Source organism: Devosia geojensis, from assembly GCF_000969415.1.
Lineage (GTDB): Bacteria > Pseudomonadota > Alphaproteobacteria > Rhizobiales > Devosiaceae > Devosia > Devosia geojensis.
In genome coordinates this window covers 39,562-56,713 of the sequence record NZ_JZEX01000088.1, presented here as the reverse complement: position 1 = coordinate 56,713, position 17,152 = coordinate 39,562, and the positions used below count along the sequence as shown (strand labels likewise).

The 17,152-nt window shown below is 65.2% G+C and carries 16 protein-coding genes; 7 read left to right on the top strand and 9 right to left on the bottom strand.

Annotated elements, in window-relative coordinates:
* The first annotated feature begins 27 nt into the window (after positions 1-27).
* The 6 genes from VE25_RS08850 to VE25_RS08825 are packed head-to-tail and all read left to right on the top strand — an operon-like array spanning position 28 to position 6,993.
* Positions 28-1,527, top strand: a complete 1,500-nt coding sequence (locus VE25_RS08850) for an ABC transporter substrate-binding protein (protein ID WP_152664561.1) — start codon at positions 28-30, stop codon at positions 1,525-1,527.
* A 60-nt stretch (positions 1,528-1,587) separates the two neighbouring features.
* Complete coding sequence (locus VE25_RS08845; protein ID WP_046108243.1) at positions 1,588-2,535, top strand: ABC transporter permease; 948 nt, start codon at positions 1,588-1,590, stop codon at positions 2,533-2,535.
* Positions 2,532-3,401 carry an ABC transporter permease gene (locus tag VE25_RS08840; protein ID WP_046108242.1) on the top strand — a complete coding sequence of 290 codons (870 nt, stop codon included), beginning with the start codon at positions 2,532-2,534 and terminating at the stop codon, positions 3,399-3,401. Before VE25_RS08845 ends, VE25_RS08840 begins: the two co-directional genes overlap by 4 nt.
* A gap of 23 nt (positions 3,402-3,424) precedes the next feature.
* Positions 3,425-4,807 (top strand): M20/M25/M40 family metallo-hydrolase, encoded by a 1,383-nt coding sequence (locus tag VE25_RS08835; RefSeq protein WP_046108241.1) that lies wholly within the window; start codon positions 3,425-3,427, stop codon positions 4,805-4,807.
* A gap of 11 nt (positions 4,808-4,818) precedes the next feature.
* Entirely contained in the window at positions 4,819-5,934 is a 1,116-nt protein-coding gene (locus VE25_RS08830) for an NAD(P)/FAD-dependent oxidoreductase (RefSeq protein ID WP_046108240.1), read from the top strand.
* A gap of 9 nt (positions 5,935-5,943) precedes the next feature.
* Positions 5,944-6,993, top strand: a complete 1,050-nt coding sequence (locus tag VE25_RS08825) for an NAD/NADP-dependent octopine/nopaline dehydrogenase family protein (RefSeq protein WP_046108239.1) — start codon at positions 5,944-5,946, stop codon at positions 6,991-6,993.
* 116 nt (positions 6,994-7,109) lie between these two features.
* On the opposite strand, the gene VE25_RS08820 is transcribed toward VE25_RS08825, so the two are convergent.
* The 6 genes from VE25_RS08820 to VE25_RS08795 all read right to left on the bottom strand — a co-directional run bounded on the left by VE25_RS08820 (position 7,110) and on the right by VE25_RS08795 (position 13,722).
* Entirely contained in the window at positions 7,110-8,414 is a 1,305-nt protein-coding gene (locus tag VE25_RS08820) for an aspartate aminotransferase family protein (protein WP_046108238.1), read from the bottom strand.
* 103 nt (positions 8,415-8,517) lie between these two features.
* A complete protein-coding gene (locus VE25_RS08815) occupies positions 8,518-9,345 on the bottom strand; it encodes an ATP-binding cassette domain-containing protein (protein WP_052731838.1) in 828 nt (275 codons plus the stop codon).
* On the bottom strand, positions 9,342-10,325 hold the full coding sequence (locus VE25_RS08810; protein ID WP_046108237.1) for an ABC transporter ATP-binding protein: 984 nt from the start codon (positions 10,323-10,325) through the stop codon (positions 9,342-9,344). Before VE25_RS08810 ends, VE25_RS08815 begins: the two co-directional genes overlap by 4 nt.
* On the bottom strand, positions 10,322-11,200 hold the full coding sequence (locus VE25_RS08805; RefSeq protein ID WP_046108236.1) for an ABC transporter permease: 879 nt from the start codon (positions 11,198-11,200) through the stop codon (positions 10,322-10,324). Before VE25_RS08805 ends, VE25_RS08810 begins: the two co-directional genes overlap by 4 nt.
* Positions 11,197-12,144: an ABC transporter permease gene (locus VE25_RS08800; protein ID WP_046108235.1), complete on the bottom strand. Its 948-nt coding sequence runs from the start codon at positions 12,142-12,144 to the stop codon at positions 11,197-11,199. Before VE25_RS08800 ends, VE25_RS08805 begins: the two co-directional genes overlap by 4 nt.
* A 51-nt stretch (positions 12,145-12,195) precedes the next feature.
* A complete protein-coding gene (locus tag VE25_RS08795; protein WP_046108234.1) occupies positions 12,196-13,722 on the bottom strand; it encodes an ABC transporter substrate-binding protein in 1,527 nt (508 codons plus the stop codon).
* 262 nt (positions 13,723-13,984) lie between these two features.
* On the opposite strand from VE25_RS08795, the gene VE25_RS08790 reads away from it, so the two are divergent.
* Positions 13,985-14,767, top strand: coding sequence for an IclR family transcriptional regulator (locus VE25_RS08790; RefSeq protein WP_046108233.1), 783 nt, complete (start codon positions 13,985-13,987; stop codon positions 14,765-14,767).
* Between the two features lie 179 nt (positions 14,768-14,946).
* Here VE25_RS08790 and VE25_RS08785 read toward each other — a convergent pair whose 3' ends face one another.
* The 3 genes from VE25_RS08785 to VE25_RS08775 are packed head-to-tail and all read right to left on the bottom strand — an operon-like array spanning position 14,947 to position 17,122.
* Positions 14,947-15,345, bottom strand: a complete 399-nt coding sequence (locus VE25_RS08785; protein ID WP_083988822.1) for a RidA family protein — start codon at positions 15,343-15,345, stop codon at positions 14,947-14,949.
* Between the two features lie 14 nt (positions 15,346-15,359).
* Positions 15,360-16,355: a GntR family transcriptional regulator gene (locus tag VE25_RS08780; RefSeq protein WP_052731837.1), complete on the bottom strand. Its 996-nt coding sequence runs from the start codon at positions 16,353-16,355 to the stop codon at positions 15,360-15,362.
* Positions 16,352-17,122 (bottom strand): SDR family NAD(P)-dependent oxidoreductase, encoded by a 771-nt coding sequence (locus tag VE25_RS08775; protein ID WP_046108231.1) that lies wholly within the window; start codon positions 17,120-17,122, stop codon positions 16,352-16,354. Before VE25_RS08775 ends, VE25_RS08780 begins: the two co-directional genes overlap by 4 nt.
* Positions 17,123-17,152: the final 30 nt, after the last annotated feature.

Sequence of the window (17,152 nt, the reverse complement as noted above, 5' to 3'; positions counted from 1 at the left end):
GAACCAGGTGTCAAACAGGAGAACTCGATGTTGAAGAAGCTAGCCATGGGCGCAACCCTTTGCGGGTTGCTCGGATCGACGGCCGTTTCGGCTGCCGATCTCACTGTCGCCCTGCAGGACGATCCGGATATTCTCGATCCCCACCGCGGCAACACCTTCGTCGGACGCATGGTGTTCGGACCCATGTGCGACGCCTTGTTCGACATCGACACGTCCCTCAACATCGTGCCGCGCCTTGCGGCCGAGTGGGCTTGGTCAGAGGGCGATACCGTCCTCACCATCACCCTGCGCGAGGACGCCCTCTTCCATGACGGAACACCGGTCAACGCCGAAGCGGTCGAGGCCAATCTCGATCGGGCAATGACCTTGCCCGAGAGCAACCGCAAGGCCGAGCTCGCTTCGATCACTTCGGTCGAGGTGGTGGGCGAGTACCAGGTTGCGATCACGCTGGAAGCGCCGGACGCAGCGTTTCTCGCCAATCTCACCGACCGCGCCGGCATGATGGTTTCGCCTGCTACGTTCGAAACGACAGGCGAGGGCGGGCTCGTCTGCGCGGGTCCCTACAAGTTCGTCGAGCGCATCCAGAACGACCGCATCGTCATGGAGAAGTTTGCCGACCACTGGGACGCCGACAACTACCACTTCGATACCGTTACCTACCGCCCGATCCCGGACACTACGGTGCGTCTGGCCAATCTGCAGTCGGGCGACCTCGACATCATCGAGCGTCCCGCGCCGTCCGACATGGCCACGATCGAGAACGATCCCAACGTCGTTTTCGAGCTCGTCACCGGTCTCGGTTTCTATGGCGTCAACTTCAACATGGGGAACGGCGACCGCTCGCAATCCCCGATCAACCAGGACGCGCGCCTGCGCGACGCGCTCAACCTGACGATCGACCGCAACGTGCTCAACGAAGTGCTGGGCATGGGAACTTATCTGCCGGCCTATCAGCCCTTCTCGACCGCTTCGTGGGCCTACAATCCCGAGTTCGACGGCGGCGAGCGAGACGTCGAGCGGGCCAGGGAACTGATGGCCGAGGCGGGCCATGAAACGGTCTCGTTCGAGATTCTCTATGCCAACAACAGTGCGATGCAGCAGCTCTTCGAGCTGGTGCAGGCCATGGCGGCCGAAGCGGGCTTCAACATCACGCTGCGCCCGACCGAATTTGCCGCCTATGTCGACGAACGCGAAGCCGGCAATTTCGAGGTCAGCCAGTTCGGCGCCTCCGGCCGCATCGATCCGGATGGCAACTTCCACCGCTATCTGGCTTGCGGAAGCGCTGGCAATGTCGGGCACTACTGCAACGACGAGCTGACCGATCTGCTGAACCAGGCCCGCGTCGTTAATGATATCGAAGAGCGCAAGGCGCTCTATGATCAGGCCCAGCGGATCGCCGCCGAGGACCTGCCGGCGCTCTACTTCTACTATACCCCGCGCACCTGGGCCTACAGCGCCAATCTCGAAGGGTTCGTGCCCTATGCCGACGGCGTGCTGCGCCTGGCCGGCCTCAAGCCCAAGCAATAGCAGCGAGCGGGGCGGCTGCCTGCGGGCCGCCGCCCCTTCCCGACATTCAGGCCCGAACTCGTGCTCAAACTCATTGCAAGACGCATTCTCGTCGCCATTCCGACCTTGATCATCCTGTCGATGATCATCTTCGGCCTGCAGCGCATGCTGCCCGGCGATCCGATCCAGACGATGATGGCCGAAGAGTCCGATCCGCAGGTGATCGCGTTCCTGCGCGAGAAGTACCGGCTCGACGATCCCGTGCCGGTGCAATATCTCGCCTGGGTCGGCAATGTCCTGCAAGGTGATTTCGGGCGCTCACTGCGAACCGGCCTGCCGGTGGCGGAGATGATCCTGCAGAAGCTGCCGATCACGGTACAGTTGGCGACCATGGCCATGATCATGGCCATGCTGATTGGCATACCCGCTGGCATTTTAGCGGCCGTCCGCAAGAACACCGTCCTCGACTACATCGCCAATGCCGTCGCGCTCTCGGGCATGTCGATACCCAATTTTTGGCTCGGCATCATCCTCATCATGGTGCTGGCGGTGAGCTGGAAGCTGCTGCCGGCCTCGGGTTACGTGCCGATCACCCAGGATTTCTGGCTGTCGGTCAGGACCATGCTGATGCCGGCCTTCGTGCTGTCGACCGCTGTCGCCGCCTATCTCATGCGCCATACACGCAGCGCCATGCTTGGCGTCCTCAGCTCCGATTATATCCGCACCGCACGCGCCAAGGGCCTGCTGAGCAAGACGGTGATCCTCAAGCATGCCCTGGGCAACGCGCTGATGCCTATCGTGACGCTCTCGACGCTGCTGTTCGGCGATCTCCTCGCCGGCGCCGTGCTCACCGAGCAGATCTTTGTCATTCCCGGTTTCGGCAAGCTCATCGTCGACGCCGTCTTCACCCGAGACTACGCCGTGGTGCAGGGCGTGGTGCTGTTCACCGCCATAGGCTTCATCGCGATGAATATCCTGGCGGACGTGCTTTACATCGTCGTCAACCCCCGTCTCAGGCACCCGCAATGACGCTAGCCGCACAAGCCGAGACCGTCGCGCCGCGCCGCCGCTTCCGTGGGCTGTCGAGGCTTGTGCGCAATCGCGGCGCACTGGTCGGTGTCGTCGTCGTCCTCTTCTTCGTGGTGCTCGCGGTGTTCGCACCTTGGCTGGCGACGCACGATCCGTTCGCGTCCTCGTTCACCAGCGTGCGTAAGCCCCCTTCGGCAGAGTACCTGCTCGGCACTGACGAGATCGGCCGTGACATCTACAGCCGCCTGCTCTACGGGGCGCGGGCATCGCTGATGGCGGGCGTCGTTTCGGTCGCCATCGCGCTTGCCATCGGCGTGCCGCTCGGCCTCATCGCGGGGTATTTCGGCGGGCTCGTCGATGGAGCGGTCTCGCGCGTTATCGAGGCATTGCTGGCCATCCCTTCGCTCATCCTCGCTATTGCGCTTGCCGCGACGTTGGGACCAAGCCTGATGAACGCCATGCTGGCCATCGGCATCGCCGCAACGCCGATCTTCGTGCGTTTGACGCGCGGCCAGGTGCTGGCAGTCAAGACCGAGGACTATGTGGAGGGCGCCCGTGCCATCGGGCTCCCGCACATCCTCATCATCGTGCGCTATATCCTGCCCAATGTCCTCTCCCCGATCGTGGTGCAGGCGACGATCACCATCGCCACGGCAATCATCGCCGAGGCCAGTCTCTCCTTCCTCGGCCTCGGGCAGCAGCCGCCCAATCCATCCTGGGGCTCGATGCTCAACACCGCCAAGAACTACATGACCCAGGCCCCCTGGATGTCGATTTTCCCGGGCGGGGCGATCTTCCTCGTCGTCCTCGGCTTCAACATGCTCGGCGACGGCCTGCGCGACGCGCTCGACCCGCGCAACAACTGACCAGTTTTCAGGAGTACTTGCACATGTCCCTTCGCGTAGCCGAGCATCTGGAAACCCAGCTCGACGCCATCATCGACCGGCTCGGCCAGTACGTCGCCTGCGCGAGCGTCAGCGCCGATCCGGCCTTCGAACACGGCATGCAGGCGGCGCGGGACTTCCTCATCGCCCGGCTCGGCGAGATCGGCATGGAGAACATTCAGCTGCTCGACGGCGGCGGACATAAGGCAGTTTACGCCGATTGGCTGCACGCACCGGGCAAGCCGACCCTCATCGTCTACGGCCACTATGATGTGCAGCCGCCCGATCCGCTCAACGCCTGGGAAACCGACCCATTCGTTCTCACCCGCAAGGGCGATCGGCTCTACGCGCGCGGGGCCTCTGACAACAAGGGCTCCTCGACCATCGCGATCGAGAGCCTTGCGGCCTATCTTGCGATCGAAGGAGGCTTCCCGTTCAACGTGCGGTGCCTCTTCGAGGGCGAGGAGGAGGTCGGCGCGGTCACCCTACCGGCGATCTTCGAGCGCTACCGCGATCTGCTCCAGGGCGATCTGGTGCTCTCGGCCGATGGCGGGCGAAACGGCTTCTGGCCAGCGATCAACGTCGGGTGCCGGGGCGTCAACGCCATGGAAGTGACCCTCAAGACCTCCGCCGTGCGCGATCTCCATTCGGGCCGCTATGGCGGGACCACCCGCAACGCCCTGCACGACATGGCTCGTCTTCTTTCCAGCCTCCACGACAACGACGGCCGGGTGATCGTCGATGGCTTCCTGCCGGAGACGTCGCTGCCGAGCGCCGAAGCTCGGCGGCACGTGGCGGAACTCGGCATGGACGAGGAGGCGTTCTTCGCCAGCTTCGGCGGCGCGTCGCACGGCTATCCCGACTATTCGGCGATCGAGCGGCTCATGCTGATGCCGACCCTCGAGATCAACGGCATGTGGGGCGGCTATACCGGACCTGGCTCTAAGACCGTGATCCCCAATACAGCGCACGCCAAGATCACCATCCGGCTGGTGCCGGGCCAGGACCCGAAGGAAACGGCGGCAACCGTCGCCCGGCATCTCGAGGCACATGCACCTGCGGGAACCAGCATCGAGATCACTTCGGACCGCGGCGGCGCGCCGGCCTACAATCTCGCCGAAGACAGCCCGCTGGTCATCGCCGCGGACCGGGTGCTGCGCGAAGTCACCGGCGAGACCCCCGTGCGCGTGCGCAGCGGCGGCACATCGCCCATCACCTCGACCATCCGCCAGGAGCTCGGCATCGACACGCTGATGTTCGGCTTCAGCCTGCCGGCGGACGGGGTGCATGCGCCCAACGAGTCCTACGCCATCGAAAGCATTCGCGAAGGCATCCGATGCTGGCCGCTGATGCTCACCGAGCTCGGTCGCGTCTGGGCTGCGAAATAGGAGACAAGAACATGAAAGCCATCGTCGTCGGAGGCGGTGTCATCGGCGCCTCCATCGCCTATAGCATGTCGCAGGGGGGAGCTGAGGTCACCCTGGTCGAGGCCGGCCGGGTGGGGGCGGGCACTTCGTCCACCAGCTATGCCTGGGTCAATGCATGCGAGAAGCTGACCTCGCGCGCCTATTTCGAGCTGAACTGGGCGGGCGTTCGCAGCCATTGCAAGCTTGCTGAGGAATTCGAAGGCGCCAACTGGCTGCATCGTCCGGGCGTCGTGCAGTGGCAGGACGCCGGCGCCGAGGCGGCCGGGTTCGACGAAGGCGATTTCGACAAGTTCGAGCGCCTGCGCGAGTGGGGCTACCCGGTCGAGAAGATCGATGCGCAGACGCTCGCCGAGCTGGAGCCCGATATCGATCTCGGCACCTTCAATGAAGACGGGGCTCTCTATTATCCCGAGGACGGCTGGCTCGACGGTCCTGTTTATGCCGGCGCCATGGTCGCAGCCGCCCGGGCGCGCCATAGCCTCAAGGTCGTCAAGGGCAAGGTGACCGGCCTCCTGGTGCGCGGCGGCGCGGCCGCCGGCGTCACGCTGGAGAATGGCGAGACGATCGAGGCGGACGTGGTCGTCAACAGCGCCGGCCGCTGGGCCAACGAGGTTGTCGGCAACCCGGAGCACGAGCTGCCGCTTGCGCCGACAGTCGGTCTCATCGCCTACACGGTCAGCTGCGACACGAGCCTGCGCCACGGGCTGCGCACGCCGCTGGTCAACTGCCGGCCAGACGGCGCCGGGCGCATCCTGCTGCGCGCCAACGATATCGACAAGGGCGTGCCGGCTGACGCGGACCCGGTGCCGTCGAACCCGGCGGCCCAGAAGCTGCTCTCGCGCGTCAAGAAGCTGATGCCGACCCTGAAGGGCGTTCACGTGGAGGCCGTCCGCACCGCGATCCGTCCCATTCCCAAGGACGGGTATTCGGCGATCGGCCCGCACCCGGCGCTCTCCAACTACTACGTCACTGTCACCCACAGCGGGGTCACGCTGGCCGCCTTCATCGGCGAGGGAGTGGCGAGCGAACTGGTGCATGGGCGCGATGTCGCGGAATTCTCCGCGTTCAGGCCGTCTCGTTTCTTCTAGGAGCCCGTCTTGCGCATCGCAATTCTCGGCGCGGGGGCCATCGGCTTCGCCAGCGCCGCATATCTCATGAGCCGTGGCCACGATGTCATCTTGTGGTCCCCATCAGGCAAGAGCACGAGTGCGCTGCGCACCGAACCGCTGACCTGCGAGGGCTTTCTCGAGGGAAAGTTCCGTCCAGCGATCGCCGGCTGCGCCACCGAGGCGATTTCGGGTGCACAGATTCTGTTTGTCGCTCTTCCCGCCAACGGGCACCGGATGGTCTACGAGCACCTGGCCGCCGCAATCGCGCCCCGTCAGGTCGTGGTGATCAACGCGCACCCGGCGCTTGGCGGGTTTCATCTGGCTTCGCTTCTCGAGGCATCGGGAAAGTCGAATGCGATCGTGGCCTGGGGTACCACGCTTCTGCGCGCCCGCCGTGGCAGTGGAACCAGCGTGCGCATCAACACGGTCAGAAAGCGCGTCGATGTCGCGACGCTCCCTGCGGGAGACGAGCACGCCATCGCGCTCTGCCGCGACGCCTTCGGTGATCATTTCGAGCCGCGGGCGGATCTGCTCGCCATCTCGCTCTCCAATCTCAATCCGCAGAGCCATCTGGCGCTCGCGCTCACCAATTTCACCCGTATGGAGCGGGCGGAAGCGTGGGGGCAGGGCGAGAACCTTACTCCTGCCGTGGCCAGGCTGATGGAGGCGCTCGATGAAGAGCGGTTGGCAACGGCCAAAGCCCTCGACGTATCGGTGCGCACGGCCGCCGAGCACTATCACCTGACTTACGGCATCCCTCTGGCGCCGCTCGAGGCGATGGCGGTGCAGATTCGCGCAAAGGGGCAGGGACAGCTTGGGCCTACGAGCGAGCAGAGCCGCTACGTGCTCGAGGACGCCCCCTTCGGCCTCTATCCGCTCGTCCGTCTCGGCGAAGTCGTCGGTGTCGACCTCAAGCTGCATCGCGCCGGTCTTCACCTGCTTTCAGCGCTTTATGATCGGGACTTCGCTGCCGAGAATGATCTCGTGGATGATCTCGATTGGAACCGCCTGTTGCGGCTGCGCAATCCAACGACATAGCAGCTGCGACACGTCCGCTTTGCAGTGCTTCGATCATGCCGAAGCCGTCATCTACGCATCTTTGGTGCAGAGTAACCCGCCCGGGCACCGGGCGAGTCCATGCGGGCTTGCGGCGCTCAGGCGGCCAGCGTGGGCGCAACTTCTTTTGCGGCGGCGCGCACGGCTTCCAGCGTCTGGTCGACGACATCGTCGTCGTGCTCGCTCGATACGAACCAGGCACCGCGTTCGAGAACACGCACGCCGCGGCTCAGCAGCGCCTTGGCGAAACGCGCATAGCCGGCCTTGTCGGAGCCGGCGAGATTCCGGTAGTTGCGAGCCGGGGCATCCATGCCGAAGGCGACATGGAACATCAGTTCGAACCCGGTGACCTGAGCCCTGACGCCGGCCTCGGCGAGCGCGTCGCGCATGCCGTTGCGCAGGCGCACGCCGTAGGCCGAGGATTTTTCGTAATGCTCGGGAGTCAGCGCCTTCTGGGTGGCGATCATGGCGGCCATGGTCACGGGTTGCGAGTTGAAGGTGCCGCCATGGAGCACGCCGCCGGTTGCGAACATGTCCATGAGGTCGGCGCGCCCGACGATGGCGGCGACCGGGAAGCCGTTGGCGATGGCCTTGGCGAAGATGGAGAGGTCCGGGGTGACGTCGAAGCGGCCCTGGGCGCCCTGCCCACCGAGGCGGAAACCGGTGATGACCTCGTCGAAGATCAGGATGGTGCCGTACTTACGGCAGGCCGCCTGCACGCCTTCGAGATAGCCGGGCATGGGGGCGATGGCGCCCTGATTGCACATGGCCGCTTCCATCAGCACGGCGGCGACGTCGCCGCGCGACAGGCGCGCCTCGACGGCGGCGAGGTCGTTCCACTGGAGGACGTCGAGACCGTCGCTGTCCTCGCGGGGCTGGCCTTTGCTGCCGCTCACCAGCACCGGATCGTCCCCGGGACCGGCATCGGCCAGGGCCGGGGCGGTGGACCACAGGATATTGTCGAACCAGCCGTGATAGTGGCCCTCGAACTTGACGACGGTGCGGCGCCCGGTGGCGGCACGCGCCAGGCGCATGGCGGCCTGGGCGACCTCGGAACCGGACGAACCGAAGCGAAGACGCTCGGCGCTGGGGATGCGCTCGCAGATGATGCGCGCAGCCTCGTATTCCACCGGAGACTGGCCGGCGTAGAGAATGCCTTTTTCGACCTGATCCTTGACCGCCTGCAGGACACCGGCAGGGCTGTGGCCGAGCACCATGGCGCCCATGCCGCAATAATAATCGATGATCCTGTTGCCATCGACATCGAACAGGTATGGCCCCTGGCCATGGGTGAACACCAGTGGGCCATGCCCCATGCCCAGACGGAAATTGCTGTTCACGCCACCGGAAACATAGCGAGACTCCGACGCAATGATGCGCGCGGACTCGTCGAACTTCAGCATTCGCTGCTCCTCGAGTTGTTTGGCCTAAAACACACGATGGGATGGTGCAGGTAAACGGCACGCCATTTCGTGGCACGGAACAGTTGCCGACAAATCCGGGAGGCTAGAGTGCGGTGCCGGCGAGGCCCGATTCCACAGTGAGAACGGCGTCCACCAGATTGCGGGTGGCGGGGGCAGCGGGGCGGGTAAAAAGCTCCACCGGTCGTCCGACCTCGACGATGCGGCCGGCGGCGATCACGGAGACTCGGCTGGTCGTATAGGCGACGACCGACAGGTCGTGGGCGATGAAGACCAGCCCCAGTTGCAGGTCCTGCACGAGGTCCTTGAGCAGGTTGAGAACCTGGGCCTGGATAGAGACGTCGAGCGCCGAGACCGGCTCGTCGGCGACGAGGACACGCGGATTGGGCATCAGCGCACGGGCGATGGCGATGCGCTGGAGCTGGCCGCCCGAGAATTCATGCGGGAAGCGTCCGAGAGCGCTGCGATCGAGGCCGACCTGATCGAGCACTTCGTGGATGCGCCTTGTGTGGTTGCCCTCGATGCGCAGGCTGCGCAGCGGCTCGAGCAGTGCGGTGCCGATGCGCATGCGCGGATCGAGCGAGCTGCGCGGATTCTGCAGCACCATCTGGACGGAGCGGCGGAACCGGGTGCGTTCGGCGGCGCCGGCGGCCCAGAGATCTTGCCCGTCGAACTCGACCTGGCCCCGCTGCGGGCGTTCCATGCCGGTGAGAATGCGGGTCAACGTGGTCTTGCCGGCGCCGGATTCGCCGACAAGGCCGACGGCCTCACCGGCACAGACATCGAAGTCGATGCCGTCGAGCACGGTGAAGCTGCTGCGCGGGCCGAAGAGGCTGGTGCGGGGCAGCTGGTAGGATTGGGTAACGTCCCTGAGGGCGAGGAGAGGGCGGCGCTCGATGGTCATCGCGGTCATGAGGCCACCGCCGGTTGGGAAGCGGCCACAGGGTGCCAGCAGGCGGCGCCCGTCGCGGCGTCGATCTCGGGCATCCTCGCGCGGCAGATATCGGTGGCTACAGGGCAGCGCGGATGGAAGGCGCAGCCGCTGGGCAGCGCCGGCAATGGCGGCACCATGCCGGGGATGGAGGTCAGCCGCGAGGAGCCGTCGAGGGCAATATTGTCCATCGTGGGCTGGGAGTCGAGAAGGCCGCGCGTATAGTGGTGGCGGGGATTGCGGAACACCTGCCGAACCGGGCCGTATTCGACGATGCGGCCGGCATACATGACTGCGACCGTGTCGCACATGGCGGCGATGACCGGCAGGTCGTGGGTGATCATCAGGAGGGCGCTGTTGCGCTCGCGGGTAGCGGCGCTGAGCAGGCGCAGCACCTGCTTCTGCACTGTGACGTCGAGAGCAGTCGTCGGCTCGTCGGCGATGATAAGCTGCGGATAGCAGGCCAGCGCCATAGCGATCATGATGCGCTGCTTCTGGCCGCCGGAGATCTGGTGCGGATAGGAGCGCGCTAGCTGCTCGGGACGTGGCAGGTTCATCTGCATCATCAGGTCAATGGTCTGCCCCATCGCTTCATGGCGGCCGACTCCGCCATGGCGCCGGATGACGTCGGCGATCTGGTCGCCGACGCGGCGGACCGGATTGAGCGAGGACATGGGGTCCTGGAAGACCATGGAGACGGTGCGGCCGCGGCGGGCGGAAAGCGCCTTGTCGGTCTGGGTGATGAGATCGACGCCATCGTGGAGGATCGTGCCTTGCGCCTTCCAGCCGGGCGGCAGGAGGCCCATGAGGGCGAGCGCCGTCATGCTCTTGCCCGAGCCGGATTCCCCGACCAGGCCCATGCGGCCTCCGGCCGGCACGGTGAAGGAGAGGCCGCGCACGGCAGCCAGCCCGTCATAGACGACGTGCAGGTCGCGGACCTCGATGGCGGCGGGCGCGGTCATGAGGATCTCCGCGCCAGCTTGGGATCGAGCACGTCGCGCAGGCCGTCGCCGAGCAGGTTGAGACCCAGCACGACGATGACGATGGCCAGGCCCGGCCACATGGCGAGCGGCGAGGATATCCCCACCTGCTGCTGGGCCTCGTTGAGCATCATGCCCCAGGAAATGGAGGGGCGTGTCACGCCGACGCCAAGATAGGAGAGGCCCGCCTCGGTGAGGATGCCGGCGGCAAAGTAGAGGGTGAACTGCACGATCATGACGCCGGCGACATTGGGCAGCACGTGGCGGAGGAGGATGAACCAGGTGGGCCGGCCATAGAGGCGCGCGGCGATGACGAAATCCTCCTGCGTCACCGAGAGGGCGGCCGAGCGGATGACGCGCGTGAAGGAGGGGGTGAAGAAGGCTGAGAGGGCCAGGATGGTGGTCAGCGCGCCCGACCCGATGGTGGCGGCAAGAACCAGCGCCGTCACCATGCCCGGGATGGACAGCATGATATCGGCGCCGCGCGAAATGGTCTCGTCTGTCAGGCGTCCGAAGGCAGCGGCGCTGAGCCCGGCGACGGTGCCGACAAGCAGGCTGATGAGGGCGGCGCCTGCGCCGACCAGGAGGGAGGTGCGGGCCCCCACCATCAGTTGCGAGAAGATGTCGCGGCCCAGCGCATCGGTGCCCAGCAGGTAGCCCGGCGAACCCGCCGGCAGCAGCCGGTCGGGAATGCGTGGTATGTTGGGGTTGTGCGGCAGGTAGAGGAAGGAGGCCAGCGCGATGGTGATGAAAGCCGCGGTGATGACGATGCCGATGGTGAGCGTCAGATTTCGGCGGCGCCGGCGCCGGGTGGCGCGCGCCGGAGCGGGTGCGGGAGCGGTGGCGAGGCTGGTCATCGCGCGAGCCTCACGCGTGGATCGAGCACGCCGTAGAGCAGGTCGACGATGAGATTGATGAGCATGACGAAGATGATGATGAGCATCACGGTGGATTGCACCACGATGACCTCGCGGGCGGCGACATTGGCCAGGATCATGCGGCTGAGGCCGGGCAGCGAGAACACGGTTTCGATGATCACGGTGCCGCCGATGAGCTCGGCGATCTGCAGGCCGACGACCGTGGCGATGGGCAGCGCGGCGTTGCGCAGGCCAACCTGCAGCAGCGCCTGCATTTGCGTCATGCCGGTGGCGCGGGCGGTACGCACATAGTCCTGGTTCATGACGTCGAGTACGGCCGAGCGCACATAGCGCGTGAGCGAGGCGCCGAGGATCAGGCCCAGCGAGATGACGGGCAGCACGAGCGAGCGTACGGCGCCCCAGAAATTCGCGTCCCAATTGGTCCACCCGCCGGTGGGCAGCCAGCCGAGGCGCACGCCGAACAGCAGCGAAAGCAGGATGCCCGCCCAGAAGACGGGAACGGCGATACCCACCTGGCTCAGGAGCGCCACCAGCGCACCGAGGGGCCGGTCGGAGTAGAGGGCGGAATAGGTGCCGGCGGGAATGGCGATCAAGAGGCCGAGCACCAGGCCCGATACGCAGAGCGGAATGGAAATGGAGAGGCGCGACACGACCAGGTCGGCAACGCTCTCGTTGGTGCGGAAGGAGCGCCCGAGGTCGCCCTGGAGCAGCTTGCCGATCCAATCGAAGTACTGGACCACCATCGGGCGGTCGAGCCCGTATTGCTGGGCGAGGGCGTTGATGGCCTCTGCCGTCGCATCCTTGCCCAGAACGACGGCGGCGACATTGCCGCCGGCCCCGCGGATGAGCAGGAAGATGGCGATCGAAGCTGCGATGACCGCCAGGATGAAGAATGCAAGTTTTCGGGCGATATAGATCGGCATCAAGAACCCGTGCTCGTGGGGAGCCGGCCGGAACCGGCTCCCGCGATGGCCTTACCAGTGAAGCGGTGCGAACTCGATCGCCACGGCAACGCGCGGTTCGAGAAAGCCCTTGAGATCGGGTTCGAACAGACCGACGCCCTTCTTGGCGATGATCGGGACGATGACGGCATCCTTGCGCAGGATGTCGGCGGCCTGCTTCATCAGGGCGAGGTATTCCTCGTCGGTGAGGGCCTCGTCTGCATCGGCGAGAGCCTGGGTGTAGTCGACCGAGCAATAGGTGCTCCAGCTGGCCTGGCTCTCGTCCGAGCACGCCCACTGGGCCGGATCGGCGTCGCCCGACATGACGGTGACATCGAACTGGGGCGGGCGGCCCTGGAAGATGAGCTGGGAGTAGCGCGCCAGGTCGATGGCGTTGCGCGTCATGTTGAAGCCGGCGGCCTGCATGGTAGGAACCATGATATCGGCCGGCAACGACAGGTCGGGCACGTCGCTGAGCGAGGCATATTCCAGCGGGGTCGAGGCGTAGCCCTTCTCGGCCACGAGCGCCATGGCCTTTTCGATATCGTAGGGATAAGGGCAGCTTTCGGCGCTCGCCGGCTCGTACCAGGGCTGGTTGGGCAGCGCGAAGGTGCAGGTGTTTTCCGCACCCCAGGAGGCGCCGAAGGCGTCGTTGTAGGCCTGGCGGTCGAGCGTCATGGCAAGGGCCTGGCGCAGCTCGGGATCGAGCTTCTGGTTGATCACCGCATAGGTGGGCTCACCGATCTGCGGATAGGTGACCATGGTGAAAGACTTGTCGAGGCCGCGGGCCATGAGCTGTTCCCAGAGGTCAATGGTGATGACCGGGATGGTATCGACCTCGCCCGCCTCGAGGGCATTGAGGCCGGCGGTGCCGTCGGTGATGATGCGGACGGTGACGTCCTTGATCGCCGGCGCCTCGCCCCAGTAGTTCTCGTTGACGGTGAACTCCAAAGCGCTGTTGGAGGTGTAGCTCACCAGCTTGTAGGGGCCGGTGCCGATGGGATTGGTGGCGATGGTGCCGGCAGCGGCCTCGGGCTGGATGAGGCCGGCGGTGGAGCCCATGCCCCTCCAGAAATTCTGGCTGGGGCGCGACAGGGTGATCCTGACGGTGCGGTCATCGACTTTCTCGATGGAGCTGACGGCCTGATAGGCCGAGGAGTTCTGCGAGACCGGGCTCTCCTTCATGGTGTTGAGCGAGTAGATCACGTCTTCCACCGTGACGGGCTCGCCATTGGAGAACTTGGCCTCGCGAATGACGAAGGTGTAGGTCAGCCTGTCGTCGCTGATCGTCCAGGACTCGGCGACGCCTGGGGATACAGAGCCGTCCTGGTTGAAGTAGACCAGCGGCTCGACCACGTTGGCCGGGATCCACAGGCGCAAGGCCGTCAGGTTGCTCTTGGTGTAATCGAGTGTGCCGGGGTCCTGGCGCGCCACCAGGATCATCTTTCCCTCTTCGGCGCGGGGCGAAGCGGCCATTGCGCCCGGCATGGCCGCCAGGATGGCGGCGGCTGCGGTCAGCGTGGCCAGCCCCAGGCGGAAGGACTTGGAGTTCGTCAGCATGTTGGTCGTTCCCTTGCTCGTGCAGCCTGTTCCTGCCGCCTCGCATGGCGAGGCGCCCTTCGGCAGTCGGCTCGTTCACAGAGAAGCCTTCGAGCGAAATCTGTAAATGCGACCGTGTTTCGCTTCACGAAAAAAGAGGGCTTCTCCTGCACAAGTGTTGGGCAGATTTGGCCTCTGTTGACAGGGCGAGCAGCATGTCCTCCTATCATGTCCGATTGGGCGCCGCGGAGCGCTTCCGTTGCACTGTTCGAGGGATTTTGCGATGAGCAAGGCAGGGGACCAGTACGCCGTGCTGCCGGTGGCCAAGGCGATGCAGGTTTTCGCCTATGTGGCCAGCCAGGCCCATGACGTGACGCTGACCGAGGTCGTGCAGGCGCTGGACATGCCTAAGACCACGGTGTTCCGCTACCTGCAGACATTGTCGGCGGCAGGGCTCTTCTCGCACAACATCGAACAGGATCGGTATGGCGTCGGAGAGCGCTTCCGAGAGCTGGCGCGGCTCGATGCGGTCTATCACAGCCTGCGCAGCACTGCGCAGGGCGAACTCGACAAGCTGGTGGGGGGCTTTCGCGAAACCGTGAACCTGGCGGTCTTGTCGCGGAGCGACATCGTCTATGTCGATATTCGCGAGGCCAACCGGTCGCAACGCTTCCAGGCGCGCATCGGACATCGGAATCCCATCCATTCCACCTCGCTGGGCAAGGCGATCGCGGCCTTCCTGCCCGAAGAGCAGGTGCAGGGATTGCCGGTGAACTTCGAGCCGCGCACATACCGCACGGTTGCGGACGCCCGCACGTTCCGTCGCCATGTCGATGACGCGCGCCGGCGCGGCTACGCTATCGAGATCGGCGAGAACGAGGACGGCATCGCCTGCATCGGCGTGCCGATCCTGGACGGGTACGGCTACCCGATCGCGGCGGTGAGCTTGTCGGCGCCGGACAACCGGATGAAGACGCTGGTGGACCGCGCGGCCGAGGCCCTGCAGGAGGCGTCGCGCCGGATCACCGCGGCCCTGCCGCAAATTTCGCTGCGGGGTGGTGTCTAGTCAGCGCATTCGTTCCTTCTAACGAAACCGACGCCGCTTACCGGACATGGCAGGCTGCAGTAGCGTTCTGACGTGCAGGAGGACCTGGCCGCTCGAGGCCGATCCGCTCGGGCTGGATGGGCGATAGCGGTTGCCCGTGTTCGGGGCTGCTCCCGGATTTCCCGGCGCACCGGCGGACGTCAGACGCGTTGGGCCTGCTGGCGGGTGGCGCCGACATAGGCGACGCAATCAAGCTCGAATTTGAGTTTGGTGCCGAGCACGCCGACGATGGTGCTGCGGCTGGGGCGCGGATCGCTGAAATATTCGGGATAGATGCGGTTGTAGAGCTCGCCGTCTGCTTCGTTCGCGAGGTAGGCCTTGACGTTGACGACGTGGTCGAGACTGAGCCCGCCGGCTTTCAGGATCGCCCGCAGGTTCTCGATCGAACGGCGCATCTCTTCCTCGAAGGTGCCCGGAATGATGGCGCCGGTGTCGCGATCGACCGAGGCCTGCCCGGATACGAACATCAGGTCGCCGGCAATGAAGGCCGGGCTGAAGGGCAGATGGGAGCGGGCGCCGCTGTCGATAAGCTTGAGCATCGTCATTCCTTGAATTAGGGAACAAAATGGGCGGGGAAGTTGTGCACTTCCCCTTCTGCGCGGCGGTCCTCGAGTTTCCGGTAGATCATCGGCAGGGTGGATTTCATCCAGTCGTCGCTGGTCACGACGAAACCGGGTCGGGAGGAATCGAGGCCGAAGGGATAGATGCGCACCGGCTTGGACAGCACCTCGGCCATGCGCGAATGCCAGCTGCGATGCATGTAGCCGCAGATGAGGTCCGGCTGGAATTCGGCGATGGCCCGTTCGAGCGGAGCGAAATCGGATGACTGGTCTTCCTGATTGACGGTGGCGATGCGCAGCGTCTGCAGCGCATCGGTTTCGCCGCAGGCCGCCTTGAAGGCGGCGAGGCGCGCCGCCTGCTCGGTGGAGACGTGGACGGTATCGAGGTAGAGGACGCGGTTGGGCTTTGAGCCGAACCGGGCGAACATCTCCCGGAAGGCGGGAGCATAGTCCAATCGGTAGCTGTGGACGCCCGGCAGGTCGATCAGGGCGTCGAGCACGCTGATCTGGCTGGTGGTCTGGCTGAGAGCCGAGATGTCGGTTTCGCCGGTGATGCCGGTCAGCACCACCATGTCGAGGCGGTCCCACAGGGTCACGGGCATCTTGGCGTGGGTGAAGCTGCCCATGATGAATTCGTGTCCGTCCGAGACCACGCCCTTTTCGAGGGCGATGACCAGGCGAGTGTAGAACTCGTTGTTGAAGATGCCGTCGCCGACGATGTTGCGGTTGTAGAAGAAGCCGACGCGGTGATGCTCCTCGGCCCACGGCGCCTGCACGAGGAACGAGCCGCGCCCGACCTGCCGGCGGATGACGCCCTCGCTCTCGAGATCCTTGAGCGTCTTGATGACGGTGATCAGCGAGAAATCGCAGAACTTGATGATCTCGTTCTGCGATTCGATCTTGTCGCCGGCCTTGAGGCCGTTGGTCTTCCAGCGGCGCAGCAAGAGGTCGCGAAGCTGGAGATGGCGCGGCGTCAGTTCAACGTTCACGGTTCTTCGCCCCAGGACATTTGATTGGCCAGGATACCACCATCGATGAACAGCATCTGCCCCGTGATATAGCGGGCCTCTTCTGACGCAAGAAAGACTGCGGCACCACCGATATCATCGGGCTCGCCGATGCGTCCCAGCGGAATCTGCCGCTCCAGCAATTGCCGGCGGCTCTCGGACTGGAGCCCGGCCGCCGTCAGCGGCGTATGCACCAGTCCCGGGCCGATTCCGTTGACGCGGATGCCGCGGTGGGCGAGCGTGACGGCCATGGACCTGACCAGCATGAGCACGGCGCCCTTGGAGGCGTCGTAGGCGACGCTGTCGCGCTCGGCCGCCATGGAGTTGGTCGAGCCCACGCAGATGATGCTGGGATTGACCTGGCCGGCCGCGACGCGGCTGGCGAAGGCCTGGCTGGCAAAGAGATAGGCGCGCACGTTCAGCGCGAAGGTGCGGTCGAATGCGGCCTCGGTGAGCTCGCCGAAAGGCGTATCGAGGAAAGTGCCGGCATTGTTGACCAGGGTGTCGAGCCGTCCCCATCGCCCATAGGCCGCCTCGACCAGGCGCCCGGCCTCGCCGGGCTGGGACAGGTCGGCCTTTATGAAGGCGGTTTCGGTCAGCGCCGAAAGTTCGGAGAGAGCCTTTTGAGCATGCTCGTCATCTCGATGGGAATTGATGATCACACGGGCGCCGGCCGTAGCGAAGGCCCTGGCGATGGCGAGGCCGATGCCATGGCTCGATCCGGTAACGCAGACGGTGCGCCGATCCATGTTTACACCCGATCCGAACTGAGTTAACTC